14 protein-coding genes are annotated in these 19651 nt (G+C 63.1%); 11 read left to right on the top strand and 3 right to left on the bottom strand.

What is annotated here, in order from left to right:
• Nucleotides 1-148: 148 nt before the first annotated feature.
• Together VGN93_RS03505 and VGN93_RS03500 are read left to right on the top strand one after the other, a co-directional pair.
• Nucleotides 149-1057: a flagellin gene (locus tag VGN93_RS03505; RefSeq protein ID WP_327506357.1), complete on the top strand. Its 909-nt coding sequence runs from the start codon at nucleotides 149-151 to the stop codon at nucleotides 1055-1057.
• A gap of 257 nt (nucleotides 1058-1314) precedes the next feature.
• Nucleotides 1315-2229 carry a flagellin gene (locus VGN93_RS03500; RefSeq protein ID WP_327506356.1) on the top strand — a complete coding sequence of 305 codons (915 nt, stop codon included), beginning with the start codon at nucleotides 1315-1317 and terminating at the stop codon, nucleotides 2227-2229.
• Between the two features lie 75 nt (nucleotides 2230-2304).
• Here the strand turns inward: VGN93_RS03500 and glf are convergent, their stop codons facing one another.
• The 3 genes from glf to VGN93_RS03485 form a co-directional block, all read right to left on the bottom strand.
• Entirely contained in the window at nucleotides 2305-3462 is a 1158-nt protein-coding gene (gene glf, locus VGN93_RS03495; protein ID WP_327506355.1) for a UDP-galactopyranose mutase, read from the bottom strand.
• Nucleotides 3463-3509: 47 nt separating this feature from the next.
• Nucleotides 3510-5555 carry a glycosyl transferase gene (locus tag VGN93_RS03490; protein ID WP_327506354.1) on the bottom strand — a complete coding sequence of 682 codons (2046 nt, stop codon included), beginning with the start codon at nucleotides 5553-5555 and terminating at the stop codon, nucleotides 3510-3512.
• A gap of 175 nt (nucleotides 5556-5730) precedes the next feature.
• Nucleotides 5731-8754 carry an ice nucleation-like protein gene (locus VGN93_RS03485; protein ID WP_327506353.1) on the bottom strand — a complete coding sequence of 1008 codons (3024 nt, stop codon included), beginning with the start codon at nucleotides 8752-8754 and terminating at the stop codon, nucleotides 5731-5733.
• 707 nt (nucleotides 8755-9461) lie between these two features.
• Between VGN93_RS03485 and VGN93_RS03480 the strand changes: the two genes are divergently transcribed.
• From VGN93_RS03480 to flgK, 9 genes are all read left to right on the top strand, one after another.
• Nucleotides 9462-10439 carry a flagellin gene (locus VGN93_RS03480; protein WP_319318423.1) on the top strand — a complete coding sequence of 326 codons (978 nt, stop codon included), beginning with the start codon at nucleotides 9462-9464 and terminating at the stop codon, nucleotides 10437-10439.
• Between the two features lie 317 nt (nucleotides 10440-10756).
• A complete protein-coding gene (locus tag VGN93_RS03475) occupies nucleotides 10757-11410 on the top strand; it encodes a hypothetical protein (protein ID WP_327506352.1) in 654 nt (217 codons plus the stop codon).
• Complete coding sequence (locus tag VGN93_RS03470; RefSeq protein ID WP_327506351.1) at nucleotides 11407-12630, top strand: MotB family protein; 1224 nt, start codon at nucleotides 11407-11409, stop codon at nucleotides 12628-12630. Before VGN93_RS03475 ends, VGN93_RS03470 begins: the two co-directional genes overlap by 4 nt.
• Nucleotides 12631-12640: 10 nt before the next feature.
• Complete coding sequence (gene motC / locus VGN93_RS03465; RefSeq protein WP_414714043.1) at nucleotides 12641-13954, top strand: chemotaxis protein MotC; 1314 nt, start codon at nucleotides 12641-12643, stop codon at nucleotides 13952-13954.
• Complete coding sequence (locus VGN93_RS03460) at nucleotides 13951-15360, top strand: flagellar hook-length control protein FliK (RefSeq protein ID WP_327506349.1); 1410 nt, start codon at nucleotides 13951-13953, stop codon at nucleotides 15358-15360. The genes motC and VGN93_RS03460 overlap by 4 nt, the downstream gene beginning before the upstream one ends.
• Nucleotides 15284-15862: a transglycosylase SLT domain-containing protein gene (locus VGN93_RS03455; protein ID WP_319318438.1), complete on the top strand. Its 579-nt coding sequence runs from the start codon at nucleotides 15284-15286 to the stop codon at nucleotides 15860-15862. Before VGN93_RS03460 ends, VGN93_RS03455 begins: the two co-directional genes overlap by 77 nt.
• Before the next feature lie 281 nt (nucleotides 15863-16143).
• Entirely contained in the window at nucleotides 16144-16818 is a 675-nt protein-coding gene (gene rem / locus VGN93_RS03450; RefSeq protein WP_319318441.1) for a transcriptional activator Rem, read from the top strand.
• Nucleotides 16819-16931: 113 nt separating this feature from the next.
• Nucleotides 16932-18158 carry a flagellar hook protein FlgE gene (locus tag VGN93_RS03445; protein WP_319318444.1) on the top strand — a complete coding sequence of 409 codons (1227 nt, stop codon included), beginning with the start codon at nucleotides 16932-16934 and terminating at the stop codon, nucleotides 18156-18158.
• Between the two features lie 44 nt (nucleotides 18159-18202).
• Nucleotides 18203-19648, top strand: coding sequence for a flagellar hook-associated protein FlgK (gene flgK, locus VGN93_RS03440; RefSeq protein WP_327506348.1), 1446 nt, complete (start codon nucleotides 18203-18205; stop codon nucleotides 19646-19648).
• Nucleotides 19649-19651: the final 3 nt, after the last annotated feature.

The following is a 19651-nucleotide window of genomic DNA, read 5'->3' as shown; positions in this document are numbered from 1 at the left end:
GCTGCGAGGTTTGAGCTCACACGACGGGTTTGGTATCCCTTCAGATCCCTGAAGAAACCGAGTTGGCATGATGCCGAACCGCCGTAACCGGTAAGTTTTTCAGTCCGGTATGTCCCCACCAGTATTTTGTAAAAAAGGGACAACTAGAATGTCGAGCATTCTCACCAATTCGTCTGCAATGGCAGCTCTCCAGACGCTGCGCTCCATCGGCAATGACATGGAAACGACGCAGGGCCGCATTTCGTCCGGCATGCGCGTTGGCAGCGCTTCGGACAACGCTGCTTACTGGTCGATCGCGACCACCATGCGTTCCGACAACCTCGCTCTTTCGGCCGTCTCCGACGCGCTCGGCATGGGTGCGGCAAAGGTCGATACCGCCTATGCCGGTATGAACGCCGCCATCGACGTCGTGAAGACGATCAAGGCCAAGATCGTCGCCGCCACCGAAGAAGGCGTTGACAAGACGAAGGTCCAGAAGGAAATCACCCAGCTTCAGGAACAGCTGCTCAACATCGCTGAGTCGGCTTCGTTCAACGGCGAAAACTGGATTGCCGGCGCTGCTGGCGACAAGACGGTCGTTTCCGGCTTCGTCCGCGCTGCCGACGATGGCGTCTCCGTCAAGTCGACGACCTACACGCTCGACACCGGCGCAACCGGCAACGTGCTGTTCGGTCACGACGGCACCGACGTCGACACGTCCGCCGGTATCCTCGGCACGGACGGCGCCAACGGCAACGCGGTCTACACGCTGGACATCAGCGCCATGACCGACCCCGCTGATCTCGCCGATGCCCTCTCGGACGTCGAATCGGCCCTGAGCGCCATGACGGACGCCGCCGGCACGCTCGGCTCGATCTCCATGCGCATCGACCTTCAGGACAACTTCCTGTCGAAGCTTTCCGACTCGATCGACAAGGGTGTCGGCCGCCTCGTGGACGCCGACATGAACGAAGAATCGACCCGCCTCAAGGCGCTCCAGACCCAGCAGCAGCTGGCCATCCAGGCGCTTTCGATCTCCAACGGCGAATCGCAGAACATCCTGTCGCTCTTCCGTTAATCGACGATCGGGGCAAGGCGCGGAGGCTGACCGCACCCCATCCCTACAAAAAACCGCACCCGGCAACGGGTGCGGTTTTTTGCTTTTTATTTCGCGCGAAAGACTTCCTTAACTTTATTGCGGTTTTCTGTGCTCATCGAAACGGTGGGTTAACCAAGAAACTTAACCGGTTAGCAGGCATGAGGCTGACCACCGTTACCCGGCGACCCCGGAATGTCCCTTTTCACAGTTTCAGCCACTCAAGGGGCACCTTAAACATGACGAGCATTCTGACGAACATCGCGGCAATGACCGCACTCCAGACCCTGCGTTCCATCGGCAGCAACATGGAAGAAACCCAGGCCCGCGTTTCGTCTGGCCTGCGCGTCGCCGGTGCAGCCGACAACGCCGCCTATTGGTCGATCGCCACCACGATGCGTTCGGACAACCTCGCACTTTCCGCCGTTCAGGACGCCCTCGGCCTCGGCGCCGCCAAGGTAGACACCGCTTATGCGGCGATGGACTCGGCGATCGAAGTCGTCAAGGAAATCAAGTCCAAGCTGGTTGCTGCCACGGAAGAAGGCATCGACAAGGCGAAGATCCAGGAAGAACTCACCCAGCTCCAGGACCAGCTCAAGAGCATCGCAGAATCCGCCTCCTTCTCGGGCGAAAACTGGGTTGCCGGCGAGGATGCCGCTGAAAAGTCCGTTGTTTCGGGCTTCGTCCGCGCCGCTGACGACACCGTTTCGGTCAAGACGACCACCTACACCTTCAACTCCGCCGCCGACGGCAACGTCCTCTTCGGCCACGACGGCACCGACATCGATTTCACCGCTGGTATCCTCGGTACGGCCGGCGCCGTTTCCGGCACCGCCGTCATCGACATCGTACTCGACGACACGATGACCCCGGCCGATATCGGCGAGTTCCTCTCCGACGTCGAAACGTCGCTCTCGGCAATGACCAGCGCGGCTGCCGAACTCGGCTCGATCTCGATGCGTATCGGCCTGCAGGAAGACTTCGTCTCCAAGCTGACCGACTCGATCGACAGCGGTGTAGGCCGCCTCGTCGACGCCGACATGAACGAAGAATCGACCCGCCTGAAGGCCCTGCAGACCCAGCAGCAGCTCGCCATCCAGTCGCTGTCGATCGCCAACTCTTCGGCCGAAGGCATCCTCACGCTCTTCCGTTAATCGGAAGGCGAGGGCCAATCCTTCAAGACCATCAGAAGGCCCCGGTATTCCCGGGGCCTTTTCTTTTTCTCTGTCCTAAAGCGGCGACCGCAGAAAGCTCGACATCGCGGTCTCCTCGGCCCTGCGGGCGAGATAGAGCCGGGCCGTATCGAGCGCCTCGCGGATCGTCACGTCCATGTCGAGGTAGCGGTAGGTGCCGAGCCGCCCGACGAAGGTGACGCCCGCTTCCTGTTCGGCACGCGCGACATAGTCGGCGAGCTGTGCCTTCTCCTCAACGAGGCGGATGGGATAGTAGGGGATGTCGCCGGCCTCGCAGGCCCGCGAGAATTCGCGGTAGCAGACCGAGCCCGCATGCTCCTCCCAGGGCGAGAAATGTTTGTGTTCGGTGATGCGCGTATAGGGCACCGACACGTCGCCGTAGTTCATCACCGCGCAGCCCTGGTAGTCGCCGTCATAGGTGAAGCGCTCGAAATCCAGCGTGCGGTAGCCGAGCCGGCCAAGCTCGTAGTCGAAATAGCCGTCGAGCGGGCCGGAATAGAAGACGTGGGCGAAACCCTCCGTCTGGTCGCGCCGGAAGCTGGTTTCCAGCGTCACCCCGATATCCGGATGGTCGAGGATACGCTCGATCATCTCGGTATAGCCGGTCTCCGGCATGCCCTGGTATTTGTGGAAGAAGTAGTTGTCCTCGTAGTTGAAGCGCACCGGCAGCCGCTTCAGGATCGACGCCGGCAGTTCGGTCGGCGAACAGCCCCACTGCTTTTGCGTATAACCCTTGAAGAACGCCTCGTAGAGGTCGCGGCCGACGAACCGCAGCGCCTGTTCCTCGAAGCTCTGCGGATCGGTGATCGTCTTGTCCCCCTGGTCTTCCAGGAAGGCGCGCGCCTCGTCGGGCCGGAAGGTCTTGCCGAAGAACTGGTTGATCGTGTGCAGGTTGATCGGCAGCGAATAGACCTGGCCGCCGCTCGTCGTCTTCACCCGGTTCTTGTAGGGCATGAAGGTCTGGAAGCCGTTCACATAGTCCCACACCTCGGTATCGTCGGTGTGGAAGATATGCGGCCCGTAGATATGCACCATCACGCCGGTCGCTTCGTCGCGCACCGTGTGGCAGTTGCCGCCGATATGGTCGCGCTGATCGATGATCTCGACCCGATAGCCCGCATCGGCGAGTTCACGGCCGATGACGGCGCCGGACAGTCCGGCGCCGACGATGAGGATTTTTTCTTTTACGCGCATGGCATCCCGTCCTGCGTTCTCACGTTCGGCGCGCTCGCGGCCGGCGGTTAACCGGCCGTCTGCCAGAGGCGCGCATCCGGATAGAGGGGAGCATGCTCGTTGAGCGCGGCGAGCTCGGCCCGGTAGCGCTGCCGGTAGGCCTCGTCGGTCTCGAAATCGATGCCCGCCGCCGCAAGCTCGGCCCCGACCTCGTAATAGACGTCGAGGTTGCGCAGGTCCGGCACGGGCAGTTCGCCGCGTTCCGCGTCGCCCTGCATCTGCCAGTACAGTTCTTCAAGACGGCGTGCGAGGCCGTCCATGTCGCGCAGCGCGCAGGTCTCGCGCTGGGCCTGGAGCGACTGCTTGACCGCCGCAAGGCTCGCCGGATTGCGGGCGAAGGCAATGGCCTTCTGCACATAGGCGTCCGGGTCGGCGCAGACCAGGTCGGGAATGCCGGCCGCCGTGACGATGCTGCCGCAGAAGCGCGATGCAAAGCTCTTGCCGGAAACGGTCAGCACCGGCAGGCCTTGGGTGATGGCGTCGGCGGCCGTGGAATGCGCGCCGTAGGGGAAGGTGTCGAGGAAGAGATCGGCAAGGCCGATGCGGGCCAGATGGTCCGGGTTCTGCGCCTTCCCGGCGAAGATGATTCGCTCCGGCGCGATGCCGCTCTGCGTGGCGAGCTGCTTGAGGCGCTCGTTGACGCTGTCGTCACCGGCAAGCAGCCACAGCACGCTGCCCGGGGTGGCGGTGAGGATGCTCATCCAGCGCTGGAAGCAGGGGGCGGTGATCTTCTGCATGCCGTTGAAGCTCGCAAAGACGAAGGCGTTTTCCGGCAGGCCGACGGCCGAGCGCATCGGGCGCGACGAGACCAGGCGCTTGCGGTCCACCGGCTGGTTGCAAGGGATGCGCAGAACCTTCTCGGTGTAATAGAGCTCGTTTTCCGGCGGTACGATGTGCTCGTCGGCGATCATGTACTGGTGGTAGGGGCTTGCTACCGTGCCCGGATAGCCGCAGAAATTGACGATGACGGGTGCCGGCCGGTAGGCGAAAATCTTCGTGCGCGCATGTTTGGTGTAGCCGTTGACGTCGACGAGCACGTCGATCTGGTCGGTCGCGATCAGGCGTGCGGCATCCACGTCGCTGAGCGGGCTGATATCGCGCCAATGGTCGACTGCCTGCTTGATTCGCGCCTGCGTCTTGTCGATCGGCGCCGGGTCGCCGCAATAATAGGCGAAGATCTCGACCGACGACTTGTCGTGCAGTTCGAGCACTTCGCTGAGCGCAAAGCCGACGGCGTGTTGGCGCAGATCCGAGGAGACGTAGCCGATGCGCAGACGCTCTCCGGTGCCCGATTTCTGGCGCACCGGCTCGCGCACGAAAGTCTTGAGATCGGCGGGCCGGCCGACGGCCGTCTGGGAGTAGCGATACGCCTTCGCCATGTGGAAGAGCGGATCGTCCGTGTAGCAGGCGATCGTCATGGACGACATGGCATCCATGAACTGCCGCGGCGTGATGTGCAGCGACGACGAGACGATCGGCCACTTGCACTGGCGCATCCTGAGCGAAATCCAGTGCTGCGCGGCTTCCGTGCGCGTCGGCAACAGTTCCATGGCCTGCCACAGGGCGGCCTCGGCCTCTTCCAGATGGCCGGTGCCTTCGAGCACGCGGCCGATATGCTGGAGGCTGAGCAGTCGGTTGTTGATCCGGTCCGGTGTCACGTCCGCCGTCGTGTCGACGAAGCTGCGCCATTGCTGCACGGCCTGCCCGACCAGCCCGCAATCCTCCAGCGTCCGGCCGAGATTGATATAGGCCTGGCCGAATTGCGGGTTGATGCGGATGGCGGCGCGAAGCGCGTGAATGGTTCCCGCGGCATCGCCCGCGCCCGAAAGGGAAACCGCATAGTTGAAATAGGCCAGATGCAGCAGCGGGTTGGTATCGTTGAAGGCGATCCAGGTCTTGTAGAGCTCAACCGCATGCGCCCTGTGCCCGCCCGCGCCGAGGCTCTCCGCGTTCTGGAAGAGTTCCGAAAGCGAAAGCTGCTGGTTGCGGGCCCGACCCATCAGATGGAGGAGGGGCGCGTTGGGATCGGCGTGAATGGGGGTGCTGACGGTCATGGACATCCTGCGGCAACGGCTGTTGAACGGTTCGCAAAAGAGCTCGTTCGCCTTGCTACAGGAACAGACTTGCGTCGGGCTGGTCGTTTCCGGTGGTCCGCCAAGCGGAAAATGGACGTAAAAAAAGCGGCGCGGTGTGAACCGCGCCGCTCTGTGTCAGGCCAGGATAGTCGGATCAGACCGCGTTGTAAGCCGCGATGACCGCTTCGACCTGCGCGCTGTTCAGGGCGCCGATCTGCTGGCTGGTGAAGGCGCGGGCCTGGTCGGTGGTGAGGCCTGCGATGTCGTCGGTGGACAGACCCGAGAGAGCCTTGACGCCGATGGCGGCGATATCGGCCGTCGAGAAGGTGGCGATCTCGTCCGGGTCCATCGCTGCGATCGCGGCGGAACCCAGGGCTGCGATCTGGCCGGGCGTCAGGGCTTCGACCTGCTCGCTGTTCAGGGCGCTGATCTGCTGGCTGGTGAAGGCAACGATCTGCTTGCTGTTGAGAGCCGCGACCTGGTCGGTGCTCAGCGCTGCGACCGTGTCGGTGGACAGGCCGGAGAGCTGCTTTGCGGTCAGGGCGTTGATCTGGCTCGTGCTCAGCGCTGCGACCTGGTCGGTCGAGAGACCGGAGATCTGGGTGCTGCTCAGAGCGGCGATCTGCTTGCTGTTCAGAGCGGTGATGTTGTCGGTGGTGATGCCGGCAAGAGCACCCGAGGAGAGACCGGTCAGCGCCTTGACGCTGATGGCGGCCAGCTCATCCGTGGTGAAGGTAGCCAGTTCGTCGGAGCTGATCGTGGTAAGTGCTGCCGAGCCGAGCGCTGCGATCTGCGAGCTGGTGAGAGCTTCGATCTGTTCGGAAGAGAAAGCCTCTACCTGGGCGCTGGAGAAGGCGACGATCTGCTTGCTGCTCAGAACGGCAACCTGATCGGTGCTGAGAGCGGCGACCGTGTCGGTAGCGAGGCCCGAGAGCTGCTTTGCCGTCAGAGCCGAGATCTGGCTGGTGCTCAGAGCCGCAACCTGATCGGAGGAGAGACCCGAGATCTGGCTGGTGGAGAGAACCGCGATCTGCTTGCTGTCCAGCGCCGTGATGTTGTCGGTGGTGATACCGGCAAGAGCGGCGGAGGAGAGACCGGACAGGGCCTTCACGTTGATGGCGGCGAGCTCATCCGTGGTGAAGGTTGCCAGTTCGTCGGAGCTGATCGTGGCAAGAGCGGCCGAGCCGAGGGCTGAGATCTGCGAGCTGTTCAGGGCTTCGATCTGTTCGGAGGAGAGAGCCTCTACCTGTCCAGAGTCGAAGGCGATGATCTGCTTGCTGGTGAGGGCAGCGACCTGGTCGGTGCTGAGTGCGGCGACCGCGTCGGTGGAGAGACCCGAGAGCTGCTTGACCGTCAGGGCGGTGATCTGGCTGGTGCTGAGGGCAGCAACCTGGTCCGACGAGAGGGCTGCGAGCTGGTCGCTGCTGAGGGCGGCGATCTGCTTGCTGTTCAGGGCCGTGATGTTGTCGGTGGTGATACCGGCAAGAGCGGCGGCGGAGAGGCCGGACAGAGCCTTTACATTGATCGCAGCAAGCTCATCCGTGGTGAAGGTTGCCAGTTCGTCGGAGCTGATCGTGGTGAGGGCTGCCGAGCCGAGGGCTGCGATCTGCGCGCTGTTCAGGGCTTCGATCTGTTCGGACGTCAGGGCTTCGACCTGGGCGCTGGTGAAGGCGACGATCTGCTTGCTGGTCAGAACGGCGACCTGGTCGGTGCTGAGAGCGGCGACCGTGTCGGTGGAGAGGCCGGAGAGCTGCTTAGCCGTCAGGGCGACAACCTGGTCGGTGGAGAGGGCTGCAACCTGGTCGGACGAGAGGCCCGAGATCTGGCTCGTGGAGAGAGCGGCGATCTGCTTGCTGTTCAGGGCAGTGATGTCGTCGGTCGAGATGCCGGCGAGGGCATCGGAGGAGAGACCCGACAGAGCCTTGACGCTGATGGCGGCCAGTTCATCCGTGGTGAAGGTTGCCAGCTCGTCCGAGCTGATGGTGGAGAGTGCCGACGCGCCGAGAACCGAGATCTGCGAGCTGGTGAGAGCTTGGACCTGATCCGAGGTGAAAGCGGCCATCTGGGCGCTGGAGAAGGCAACGATCTGCTTGCTGCCGAGGACGGCGACCTGGTCGGTGCCGAGCGCTGCGACCGTGTCGGTGGACAGGCCGGAGAGCTGCTTTGCCGTGAGCGCAACAACCTGACCGGTGCTGAGCGCAGCAACCTGGTCGGAGGAGAGGCCCGAGATCTGGCTCGTGGAGAGAGCGGCGATCTGCTTGCTGTTCAGGGCGCTGATGTTGTCGGTGGTGATGCCGGCGAGAGCGGCGGAGGAGAGACCCGACAGAGCCTTGACGCTGATGGCGGCGAGTTCGTCGGTGGTGAAGGTTGCCAGTTCGTCCGAGCTGATCGTGGCAAGTGCTGCCGAGCCGAGGGCTGCGATCTGCGAGCTGTTCAGGGCTTCGATCTGTTCGGACGTCAGGGCTTCGACCTGGGCGCTGGAGAAGGCGACGATCTGCTTGCTGCCGAGGACGGCAACCTGGTCGGTGCTGAGAGCGGCGACGGTATCGGTGGACAGGCCGGAGAGCTGCTTTGCCGTGAGCGCAACAACCTGGTCGGTGGTGAGTGCTGCAACCTGATCGGAGGAGAGGGCGGCGAGCTGGTCGCTGCTGAGAGCGGCGATCTGCTTGCTGTTCAGCGCGGTGATCTTGTCGGTGTCGAGGCCGGCCAGCGCATCGGTCGTGAGACCCGCGAGAGCCTTGACGCTGATGGCGGCGATCTCGTCGGTGGTGAAGGTTGCCAGCTCGTCCGAGTTGATGGTGGTGAAGGCGTCATAGCCGAGGGCCGCGATCTGCGCGCTGGAGAGCACTTCGATCTGGTCGGTCGTGAAGCTGTCGACCTGGGCGCTGCTGAGCGCGCCGATCTGCTTGGAGTTGAGGCCGCTGATGTGGCCGGATTCGAGTGCAGCCAGTTGCGATGCGCTGAGGCCGGCGAGTGCGCTGACGGCGATCGCGCCGATCTGGGCCGAATTGAAGGCCAGAAGGCTGTCGCTCGAAAATGCGTTGACCTGCGAGGAGCTGAGCGCTGCGATCTGCGTGCTGTTCAACGCCTGTACGTCTTCGGAGTTGAGAAGCTGGATTGCCGCGGAGGAAAGGTTCCGGATCTGGTTGACAGTAAGATTTGTAACGATTGAAGTCATGAACGCGCGCCCTTGATGGTTGGCTGTCCACAAACGTCATTGCCCTGCGAGCGGCCCGGGAATCGGCGCGATCCCTTAAGGCACGCTCAGCACGTCCTGCGCTTGCTGCAGCGTTGGACGTCCGCGGACCCGCCATTGACTTCGCAATTCGGGTGTCCTGTCGGACGATAATTTGTTTTCATGGAACATGACTCGAACGAGCCAGCGATCGGAAGGGCATCATGCTTCCGGAGCCTCATAGCGGCTCCGATCCCCACGCCAGTGGTTGCAAGTACCGATTTGGGTAGAACTCTCGCAACTAAGGAAAGTTCTAAGCAGGAAGTTCTAATAATGCGTTAACGGGTTGCAACAGCTCCTCGCAATGCAAGCGTTCAGCGACCGAAAACGGTGCGGAATTTGCCGGATTGGTACGAATTCGTGCCGTTGTGAAGCGAGCGGGGCCGACTCACTCCGCGTCTTCTGGTTGAAGATCGTCCGCGTCTGGCAAAAACTAGCCCTCGCGCGCTTACGCTTTTTTCATGTTCCTTTATGAAGTCTTAACGGCGTTAACCATTTGTTAACCATTGGACGTTAACTCTTCATTAAGAACGATGGACTGGCGCCCAGGGCAAAACAGCGGCGCCGGATGCATGAAGCCCCTTCGTCGTTACCGGTCCCCGCCCCACTCCGGCATGTCCCCGACAATCCTTTCTCAGGGCAATGCCACAATGACCAGCATATTGACCAACTCCGCCGCCATGGCGGCGCTGCAGACCCTCCGTTCCATCGATACCGGTCTCGAGACGACCCAGGCACGCGTTTCCTCCGGCCTGCGTGTCGAGACCGCCGCCGACAACGCCGCCTACTGGTCGATCGCGACCACGATGCGCTCCGACAACCGGGCGCTTTCGACCGTCGCCGACGCACTCGGCCTCGGCGCCGCCAAGGTCGACACCGCTTATGCTTCCCTCGAAAGTTCGATCGATGTGCTGAGCGAGATCAAGGCAAAGCTGGTGGCGGCTCGCGAGCCGGGCGTAGACAAGACAAAGATCAACGACGAAATCTTGGAACTGAAGAACCAGCTCGTTTCCGCTGCCCAGTCCGCCTCCTTCTCCGGTGAGAACTGGCTCTACAACACCGGTGACGACATTCTCGGCGTAAAATCCGTCGTCGCCTCCTTCGTGCGCACCGCCGGCGGTAACGTCAAGGTCACGACGCTCGACTTCGACACGAAGAACTCGGTGCTGATTGATATCGAGCAACCCGAAGAAGGTTACCTCACCAAAGACATCGATATCGATGACATCATGGACGATCCGCCGATTGGCATCGGACCGTATAAATTGATCGACATGGACCTTATTGAAAATCCCGATCCCGACGCTGTCGGCGTCGTTCAGATCAACAATGACACGACGTACGAAGAACTGGACGCGATGATCAGCGTCACAGACTATATTCTCAAAAACCTGACGAACGCTGCCTCGACGCTCGGTGCAATCACCAAGCGCATTGGCATGCAGGAAAGCTTCGTCGCGACCCTGACGGACGTGATCGACAAGGGCATCGGCCGTCTCGTCGATGCGGACATGAACGAGGAATCGACCCGCCTCAAGGCGCTGCAGACCCAGCAGCAGCTCGGCATCCAGTCGCTGTCGATCGCCAATTCGAGTGCCGAAAACATCCTCCAGCTCTTCCGTCAGTAAGGGCAGGCAGGGTTTCACATCCGCCCGGCCGCTGGTCATCGGCCGAGGCGGGCGGTTGGGTCGCGCTATTTGCCCTGGCGCGGCCCAACACCCATTCATCTTCATCCTCGCACAAGTTTGAACCCCTAGGCTCAATGGCACGATCAGGAAGATTGTGCGCCTTTCGCGACCCGAAAGGTGCTTGTTGTCCGAGGAGACAGGTCAGCGGTGGTGTCAGGTTCCAGTGTTTTCGAGAGCGAGCGTCGAAGCGGCCCACGGGGTTCCCGTCGGGTCCTTTCTTCGTTCGTCCGGCACGCGGCAGGGCGGGAGGGCGCGGCATGAGCGCGCAACTCGCCCGCTACCTCAAGGATTTTGGCGCACCACCGCGCGCAAGGACACCTGCCTTCCCGTCGCCGTCCTTGGGTGAGGCCGGGGACGGCACCGCCGCCGCGGCCTTCGTGATGCCGCCGGCCGAACCGCCGGTCGATGTTGTCGCCGAACGCGCCGAGGCCTTCGCGGAAGGCCGGGCGGAGGCAGAGGCGGAGCTCGTCGCAAAACACGAGGCGGACGTCGCCGCCTTGAAGGCTGAACACGAGGCCGAACTCGAGGCGCTGAAGATGCGCTACGAACTGGACTATGCCAGGGCGCTGGCCGAGCGGTTTTCCACGCTGACCGGCGAAGTTGCCGATCGCGTCGCCGCCCAGGCCGCCGAGGTTCTGGCGCCGGTCATGAGCGAGATCCTGTCGGCGGGTGCCGTCGCCGACCTCGCCCGCATGATCGCCGAGGGCCTCAAGGGCGACGAGGGCATGGCCGTCACCGTGAAGGGGCCGTTCAACCTCTTCGAACAATTGCAATCGCATTTCGACGAGCCCGCGCCGGTCTTCCGGCATGTCGAGATGCAGGATGTCGATCTGACGGTGGAGTTCGGCGAAACCGTCCTCGTAACGCGGATGGCGGCCTGGGCTGATACCGTACGCAAGGTGCTTGCATGAGCGAAGGCGAAAATCACCACCACGGCAAGAACGAGATCATCATCGTCAAACGCCATGGCGATCATGAGGGCGACCACCATTCGGCCGCCTGGAAGATCGCTTATGCCGACTTCATGACAGCGATGATGGCGTTCTTCCTCGTCATGTGGCTCGTCAATGCCGCAAACGAGAAGACGCAGGCCTCGGTCGCGTCCTATTTCAACCCGATCAAATTGACCGACGACAAGCCGGCCGACAAATCGGTGAAGAAGCCGGCCAACAGCGCCGAAGGCGAAGCCACCCAGGACAAGTCCAAGGAGCAGGGCCAGCAGCAGGCAAGCGGCAACGGTGCCGAAAGCGGCAAGGACGAGAAGACGACGGCCGGCGAGGAATCGCAATATTCCGAGGCCAACTTCTTCGAGAATCCCTATTCCGTGCTCTCCGAGATCGCGCAGGAAGTCGGCCAGCAGGCCAATGTCAGCGCCAAGGGCGAGGGTGGTGCTGCGACCTCCGGTCCCGCCACCGGCGCCAATGGCGGCGAAGCCTATCGCGACCCGTTCGATCCGGACTTCTGGACGCAGCAGGTCGAGGTCTCGCAGGCGACCGATGCCGGAAGCGAAGGCAAGACCGCCCAGCAGATGGCAGCGGCCAGCGACGACACGGTGAAGGAAGCGCTCGAAAAGGACGAGGCCGAAAAGGCTGCGGCTGCGAAGGCCGAAGCGGAAAAGGCCATTGCCGAGGAGGCCAAGGCCAAGGAAGACGAGGCCAAGTCCGCCGAGGAAAAGAACGCCGACGAGTTGAAGAAGCAGATCACCGAACAGATCGGCACGCTCGGCAAACTGGCCGAAGGCCTGACCGTGACGCCGGCCGAGGGCGGCCTGCTCGTCAGCCTCACCGACCAGCTCGACACGCCGATGTTCAACATCGGCTCGGCGCTCCCCAAGCGCGAGATGGTGCTGGCCATGGAGAAGATCGGCAAGATCCTCGAAGCCCGGTCCGGCGCGATCGCCATCCGCGGCCATACGGACGCCCGGCCTTTCGCCGGCGGCAAGAACGACAACTGGCGCCTGTCCATGGAGCGTGCCCAGAGCGCCTACTACATGCTGGTGCGCGGCGGGCTTGAGGAGAAGCGCGTGAGCCAGGTGACCGGCTTTGCCGATCGTCGCCTGAAGGTGCCGGACGACCCGATGGCCGACGCCAACCGGCGTATCGAAATCCTCATCCAGGCCGAGGGCACCTGACGCCATGGGCTTGTTGCGGCGCCTCCTCCTGACGGGTACGGTCCTCTGCACAGCGGTTTGCGGTGCCGCCTCCGCGCGCGCCGAAAATCTCGACGACCTCGCGCCCTACAAGATGATCCGGTCGCTGCAATATGTGCAGGACACGGTGGCGCTTGGCGACCATTCGGCTATGGAAATGCAGCGTTTCCTGCTGAGCACGATCGACGAGCGGCTGCGCACGGCGAATTCGTCGATCTTCGATGACCCGCGCAATGTCGATGCGGCCCTCGTCTATGCGATGAGCGGCGGCAATCCCGAGACGCTGGAATTCCTGATCACCAAGGATGTCGGCGGCCATTTCGATTCCCGCCTCACCGATGCGCTGCGCAGCTATCTCAGCGGCCGCGGCACGCAGAGCGTCAAGTCGCTGGCGGTAATCTTCCCGGAATACAAGCGCTCGCGCGTCGGCGCCTATCTGGCGCTCGTCTCGGCCAATTCCGTCATGCGGAAGGACCCGGCGCTGGCGCTGACCTATTTCGACTGGGGACGCCTCGTCGCGCCCGGCACGATCGTCGAGGAGGCGGCCCTGCGCCGCTCGATCTATATCGCGAGCGAAGCGGGCTGGATCGACAGGAGCATGGCCTATGCCAACCGCTATGCGCGCCGCTACCTGCGCTCGCCCTATGCCAGCCAGTTCGCCGATCTTTTCGTGAAGCTCGCGGTCGATCATTTCGAGGCGATCAAGGAAGACGATATTCTCGAGATCCTCTCCTTCATGGACGTGCCCCGCCAGCGTGAGGTCTATCTGCGCATGGCGCGGCTTGCCGCGATCTCGGGCAAGAACAAGCTGGCCTCGCTTGCGGCCGAACGCGCGCAGGCGCTGTCGGGCGATGGCGAAAGCGTGCCGAAGGTCCTGGCGGATCTCTATTCGGGCCTCGCCTCGGTGCCGTCAGGCGACGTGGCGCAGGCGATGGAATCGATCATCGCCATTCCCGACGACAAGCTTTCGGCCAAGGACCGCGCCCTGAAGGCGGCGGCCCGCGCGGTGGCCGAGGAAGTGCTGCGCGTACCGGAGACGGCTCCGGTGGAGGCGAAGGCCACCGTGCCGGCCGAGACGGAAGACACCTCCTATGAGGGGCTGAGCGAAGCGGAAATGGCCGACCGGTCAATGGATCCGCGGGCCGGCGGCGAAGAAACGCCGGTCGCATCGGCCGTCGAGCCGAAAGAGGAAACGAAAGAGCAGGGCGAAACGGCGGGCATCGACCCGGCCTTCGATACATTCGTATCGGGTGGCCGGTCCAAGCTCGACGAAATCGACGCGCTCCTGAAAGGAGAAGGCAGTTGAGCACCATCGGTAGCGGGGTTTTGGGCGTCGTGCAGGGGCATGCGCCATCCAAGGGCAAGGCAGCTCACGGCCTTTCCGCCGGCGCTTCGGAAGAGGGCGGTTTCGCCAGTGCCGTTGCGAGCGTCTCCGGACGGGAGGGCGACACGGGCCGCAAGGGCGCGCGCCTGTCGATCTCGGCCGCTGCCGGCGAGCCCGAAGGCGAAAAGGCCGACGAGAGCCGCGTCAAGCTCGGACGTCGCGACGGCGCGACGCTCAACGAAGCCCTGCGCAAGGCCGGAGCGGGCGTGCCTGAAGAGGACGCGGTTCCCTTCGAGGAAAAGGCGGCGGCCCTGCTCGAAACAGCCGGCCGCCACAGTCGCAGGACGCAGGGCGAGGGGCGCAATGGCGACAAGGTTGCCGCGCGCACCACCGAAGAGCCCGCGACGGACGAAACGGAGCCGGCCGGCGATGCGGCAGAGGCAGCACCGGCCAAGACTGACGTCGGCAATCTTCTGGAGATGCTGGCGGCACCGAATACCATGACCCAGGGTGCGGCAACGAAGGCCGGTACTGCCGGCGCCGTGCAGGACGTCAGGACGCAGACCGGCGGCAAGGGCCAGGCCAAGGCCGATGCACGTACCGACGCCGCCGCAGTGAAGGCCGATGCGGCGGCGGTCGATGGCGCGGAGGGCGGCGAGGTGCCGCAATCCGACACCGACAAGCTCTTCCGCCTGATCCGTGCCGACGGCAAGGGGCGCGACCTCGACATGAACGTATCCGGTGCTGGCGACCGCGCCACCTTCCGCGACGCCAACCCGACGGGTGCGAAGGGCGAGGCGGTGACCGTGGTCGATGCACGCCGCTATATCGGCCTTGCGCAGACCGGCAACGCGTCGGCCGTGACCTCGGCGATCACGCAGGATCCGCAATGGGCGGCCTCCCTCAACGCCACCGGCGGGCTCAGCCAGTCGGAAGCGGCTGCGACCGGCAAGGTCGTCAATACGCTGAAGATCCAGATGCACCCGATCGAGCTCGGCCTCGTCACCGCCACGCTGCGCCTGCACGGGGAAGAACTCGTCGTCTCGCTGCAGGTGGAGACGGGCGAGGCTTATCGCCAGCTCACCGACGATAAGGACACCATCGTGCGCGCGCTGCGCGGTCAGGGCTTTGCCGTCGACCAGGTCACCGTGCAGCTTTCGCCGGCCGACAAGAGCGGGGGCGCCCAGCAGGGCGACAGCCAGAACCAGCAGCAACAGCAGTTCTCCAACCAGCAGGCGCGGGAAGGCGGCAATGGCCGCCAGGGCGGCGGAGAGCAGCAGGCACGCAATTTCGCACGCGAGGGAATGTCCCATGAAGGCAACACGTCGGAAAACGCTCCTGGCCTCGCTGGCGGTCAGCCTCAGCGCACTGGCGGCGTCTATCTCTGACGCCAACGCCTCCGTCGGCGCCTGCGAGCGCGAAATCCTCGCGGCGGCGGCGAAATACGACATACCGGCCGGCATCCTCTATTCCGTCGGTCTCACCGAGACCGGCCGGAAGGGATCGTTGCAGCCCTATGCCATGAACATCGAGGGCAAGGCCTTCTTCGGCCGTGACCGGCAGGATGCCCTTCAGGCATTCGAGAAGGCGCGCGCCGGCGGCGCGAAGCTGATCGATCTCGGCTGCATGCAGATCAACCACCATTTCCACCGCGACCAGTTCGCCTCGACGGCGGAAATGTTCGACCCGCGCAAGAACGTCGAATATGCGGCGGCGTTTCTTTCGCGGCTCCACGCCAGGCATGAGACCTGGACGATGGCCGTCGCGCGCTATCATGCGGGGCCGAACAACGACCCCGCGCAGAAGCGTTATGTCTGCCGAGTGATCGCAAATCTGGTCGCGACGGGCTATGGAAGCTGGACGGTGAACGCGAAACAGTTCTGCCGATAATTCGACTAAAAGTTGAAACTTCACACTTCGAACGACCTGTGCCGTAATGTGGCAGGAATGCGCCCGGAATTGGGATGACAAGGCGCGCCGTTAACCTTTGTTAACTTTTCCACTACATAGTTGTGGCATAAGTCGAGGCGACCCACTATATCTAGATCAAATCGGCACGCAAATCTTAATCAACTGTTAATTCCACTCAGTCACTTTCTCTAATTGCCGGTGATTCGCCCGATTCGTACCACTGCCTCAACGTGGCACCACACTGATTCGGAGGCGGACGAATGATCGTAGTGGTTGATGAGCGAGAGCTCGTGAAAGATGGTTATACTTCTCTATTTGGACGCGAGGGCGTGCCCTCGACGGGGTTCGATCCCCGTGAATTCGGCGAGTGGGTCAACACCGCTGCCGATTCGGACATCGATGCGGTCGAGGCCTTTCTGATTGGCCAGGGCCAGCTCGGCATGGAACTGCCGCGCGCGATCCGGGACCGCTCCCAGGCCCCGGTGATCGCCGTCAGCGACACCCCCTCCCTGGAAAACACCCTTGCGCTCTTCGACAGCGGCGTCGACGACGTCGTGCGCAAGCCGGTGCATCCCCGGGAAATCCTGGCCCGTGCGGCGGCCATCCGGCGGCGCCTGAAGGCACTGACCAACTTCACCGAAATCGGCCCGATCCGCGTGTTTTCCGACGGTCGCGACCCGGAAATCCAGGATGAAGTCTTCCCCTTGCCGCGCCGCGAGCGCCGCATCCTGGAATATTTGGTCGCCAACCGCGGCCGCCGTCTTTCCAAGACCCAGATCTTCAATGCGATCTACGGCATCTTCGACGAGGACGTCGAAGAGAATGTCGTCGAAAGCCACATCAGCAAGCTGCGCAAGAAGCTGCGCAAGAAGCTCGGTTTCGATCCGATCGATTCCAAGCGCTTCCTTGGCTACTGCATCGACTGGCAGGGCTGAAAAAAGATTGGTGGCCGGCGGGGAAGGCGGACCTCGCCAAACCACCTTGGCAGCCAGCTTCACGCAAGGCCCGTTTCATAGGGTCGCAGTGACGAGACGAACGGGGAAATGACATGAGCCTCTACGGTACGATGAGAACGGGTGTTTCCGGCATGAACGCACAGGCGAACCGCCTGAGCACGGTTGCCGACAACATCGCCAACGCGAACACGACGGGCTACAAGAAGGCCTCGACGCAATTCTCCTCCCTTATCCTGCCCACCACCGGCGGCGCCTACAATTCCGGCGGCGTCAACACGGATGTGCGCTACTCCATCTCCTCGCAGGGCACCTTCACCTACACGACGTCTCCGACGGACCTCGCCATCAACGGCAAGGGCTTCTTCATCGTCCAGGGCTCCGACGGCGTCGAATACATGACCCGCGCCGGCGCCTTCACGCCGATGAGCGACGGTTCGCTGCAGAACTCCTCCGGCTTCAAGCTGATGGGCTATCCCTATTCCTCGACCGAAGATCCGACGATCGTCATCAACGGATTTGCCGGCCTCGAAGAGATCAACCTTGCCGCCGGCGAGCTGAACGTGAAGGCGTCCGAAAGCGGCTACCTGCACGTCAACCTGCCGTCGAATGCCGAAGACCCGTTCTCCAAGACCACCTCGCTGGTCGCCTATGACAGCCTCGGCAATACCCGCAAGCTCGACTTCAAATATTCGACGACGGGAACCCCGAACGAATGGTCGCTGGAAGTCAGCTATACCGATCCGGTCTCCGGCACGGTCACGCCGCTTCTTGCAGCGACGACCCTGACCTTCGACACGGACGGCAAGCTCGTCTCGCCGACGGACATCACGCTGGCCGGCCCGACGACCATCGGCGGCGGCGTGCTCAACCCGCTGGAAATCTCGATTGGCGGCACCAGCGGCGGCAGCACGCAGCTCGCAGCCGACTTCGCGGCGAAGGGCGACATCGACGGCATCGGCCCGAGCGGCGTTGCCGGGTATGAAATCAGCGACGACGGCATCGTCTACCTCAAATACGAGAACGGCGACCTCGCTCCGAAATACCGTATCGCCATGGCGAACGTGCAGAGCCCGGACAACCTTAAACCTCTGCCGGGCAACGTCTACGCCCAGAGCAGTGACTCCGGTGTGGTCGTCATGGGCTATGCCGGCAATGGCGGCTACGGCACCATCATCTCCGGCGCGCTGGAAGACTCCAACGTCGACATCGCCGAAGAACTGACCAGCATGATCGAGTCGCAGCGCAATTACACTGCCAACTCGAAGGTCTTCCAGACCGGTTCCGAACTGATGGAAGTCCTCGTCAATCTCAAGCGATAAGGCGGCATGACGCCGCGCGTGCATTCGAGAGTTAGGTAGATCCGATGTCGCTTTCAGCAGCAATGAAGACTGCTCAGTCCAGCTTCTCCAACGTAGGCCTGCAATCGGCCGTCGCGTCGAAGAACATTGCCAATGCAAGCAACCCGGCCTATGCGCGCCGCGCGGCGATCCTCGCCACCGCGACGTCCGGTGCAACGGTGGTCGAAACGCAGCGTGCGCAGAACGAAGCGCTGCTGAAGCAGAACCTGCTCAGCATCTCCAAGTCCGCCGGCCAGGACACGCTCCTGTCCGGCCTCACCCAGATCAAGATGATGATGGGCGGCGAGGACTATGAGCTCGCCCCCTCCACCTATCTCGCGAAGCTGCGGGACAATCTCCAGACCTTCGCCGACAAGCCGAACGAAGTCTCGCTCGCCGAGACGGTCGTGTCGGATGCGATCGATGTCGTCAATTCGCTGAACGGCACCTCGCATGCCCTGCAAAAACTTCGCTCCGAAGCGGATGCGGACATCGACGGCGCCGTGAAGGAACTTAACCGCCTGCTCGGCGAATTCAGGACCCAGAACGACAAGGTCAAGCAGGGCACGGCGTCGGGCACCGACGTCAACGACGCGCTCGACCAGCGCGACAAGCTGCTCACCGCAATCTCCGCGATCGTCGGCGTCACCGCCGTCAACCGCACGAACAACGACCTGGCGCTCTATACGAGCGACGGCACGGTGCTGTTCGAGACGGTGGCGCGCACGGTGACCTTCGAGCCGCAGACCACCTATACGGCAGCCGTGGACGGCTTTCCGGTCTATGTGGACGGCGTGCCGATCCAGCCGGGCGCCGGTGGCAATACCAACGCGCAGGGCTCGATCGCAGCCCTCCTGCAGATCCGCGACAATGTCGCGCCGACCTTCCAGAACCAGCTCGACGAGATCTCCGTCGCCCTCATCTCGATGTTCTCCGAGAACGTCGAGACGCCGCCGGGCTCCGGCACCTTCGTGCCGACCGACGGTCTCTTCACCTGGAGCGGCATTCCGACGGTCAATTCGCCCGGTCTCGGCGCGGTCATCAAGGTCAATCCGGACGTCATCACCGCCCAGGGCGGCAACGCCATGCTGCTGCGCGACGGCATCAACGCGACCTTCAATCTGGACGACAATGCCAGCTTCTCGGAACTGCTGAACGGCTACGCGTCGGGCTTCGAGACGACGACGACCTTCGACCCCGATTCGGCGATCGACACGACCGGCACGATCCTCACCTTCGCCACCGGCTCGGTGGGTTGGCTGGAACAGCTCCGCAGTGCGGCGACGACGGCGGGCGGCGACAAGACCGCGCTGCTCGGCCGCACCCAGGAAGCCCTTCTCAATGTCACGGCCGTCAGCCTTGACGAGGAACTGGCCCTGCTTCTCGACCTCGAGCAGTCCTACAAGGCTTCGGCGAAACTCGTGGCGGCGGTCGATGAGATGATCACCGCTCTTCTCCAGGCGGCGGGCTAAGTT

The sequence above is a fragment of the Shinella sp. genome (assembly GCF_035998705.1).
In the GTDB taxonomy this organism is placed as follows: Bacteria; Pseudomonadota; Alphaproteobacteria; order Rhizobiales; family Rhizobiaceae; genus Shinella.
Note: the sequence above shows the minus strand (reverse complement) of the source record. Positions and strands in the feature narration are given on the sequence as shown.

What these genes read in the sequence shown, in the direction of transcription:
- VGN93_RS03505 (WP_327506357.1), top strand. Translation starts at nt 149, where the DNA reads ATGTCGAGCATTCTCACCAATTCGTCTGCAATGGCAGCTCTCCAGACG.
- VGN93_RS03500 (WP_327506356.1), top strand. Translation starts at nt 1,315, where the DNA reads ATGACGAGCATTCTGACGAACATCGCGGCAATGACCGCACTCCAGACC.
- glf (WP_327506355.1), bottom strand. Translation starts at nt 3,462, where the DNA reads ATGCGCGTAAAAGAAAAAATCCTCATCGTCGGCGCCGGACTGTCCGGC.
- VGN93_RS03490 (WP_327506354.1), bottom strand. Translation starts at nt 5,555, where the DNA reads ATGACCGTCAGCACCCCCATTCACGCCGATCCCAACGCGCCCCTCCTC.
- VGN93_RS03485 (WP_327506353.1), bottom strand. Translation starts at nt 8,754, where the DNA reads ATGACTTCAATCGTTACAAATCTTACTGTCAACCAGATCCGGAACCTT.
- VGN93_RS03480 (WP_319318423.1), top strand. Translation starts at nt 9,462, where the DNA reads ATGACCAGCATATTGACCAACTCCGCCGCCATGGCGGCGCTGCAGACC.
- VGN93_RS03475 (WP_327506352.1), top strand. Translation starts at nt 10,757, where the DNA reads ATGAGCGCGCAACTCGCCCGCTACCTCAAGGATTTTGGCGCACCACCG.
- VGN93_RS03470 (WP_327506351.1), top strand. Translation starts at nt 11,407, where the DNA reads ATGAGCGAAGGCGAAAATCACCACCACGGCAAGAACGAGATCATCATC.
- VGN93_RS03455 (WP_319318438.1), top strand. Translation starts at nt 15,284, where the DNA reads ATGAAGGCAACACGTCGGAAAACGCTCCTGGCCTCGCTGGCGGTCAGC.
- rem (WP_319318441.1), top strand. Translation starts at nt 16,144, where the DNA reads ATGATCGTAGTGGTTGATGAGCGAGAGCTCGTGAAAGATGGTTATACT.
- VGN93_RS03445 (WP_319318444.1), top strand. Translation starts at nt 16,932, where the DNA reads ATGAGCCTCTACGGTACGATGAGAACGGGTGTTTCCGGCATGAACGCA.
- flgK (WP_327506348.1), top strand. Translation starts at nt 18,203, where the DNA reads ATGTCGCTTTCAGCAGCAATGAAGACTGCTCAGTCCAGCTTCTCCAAC.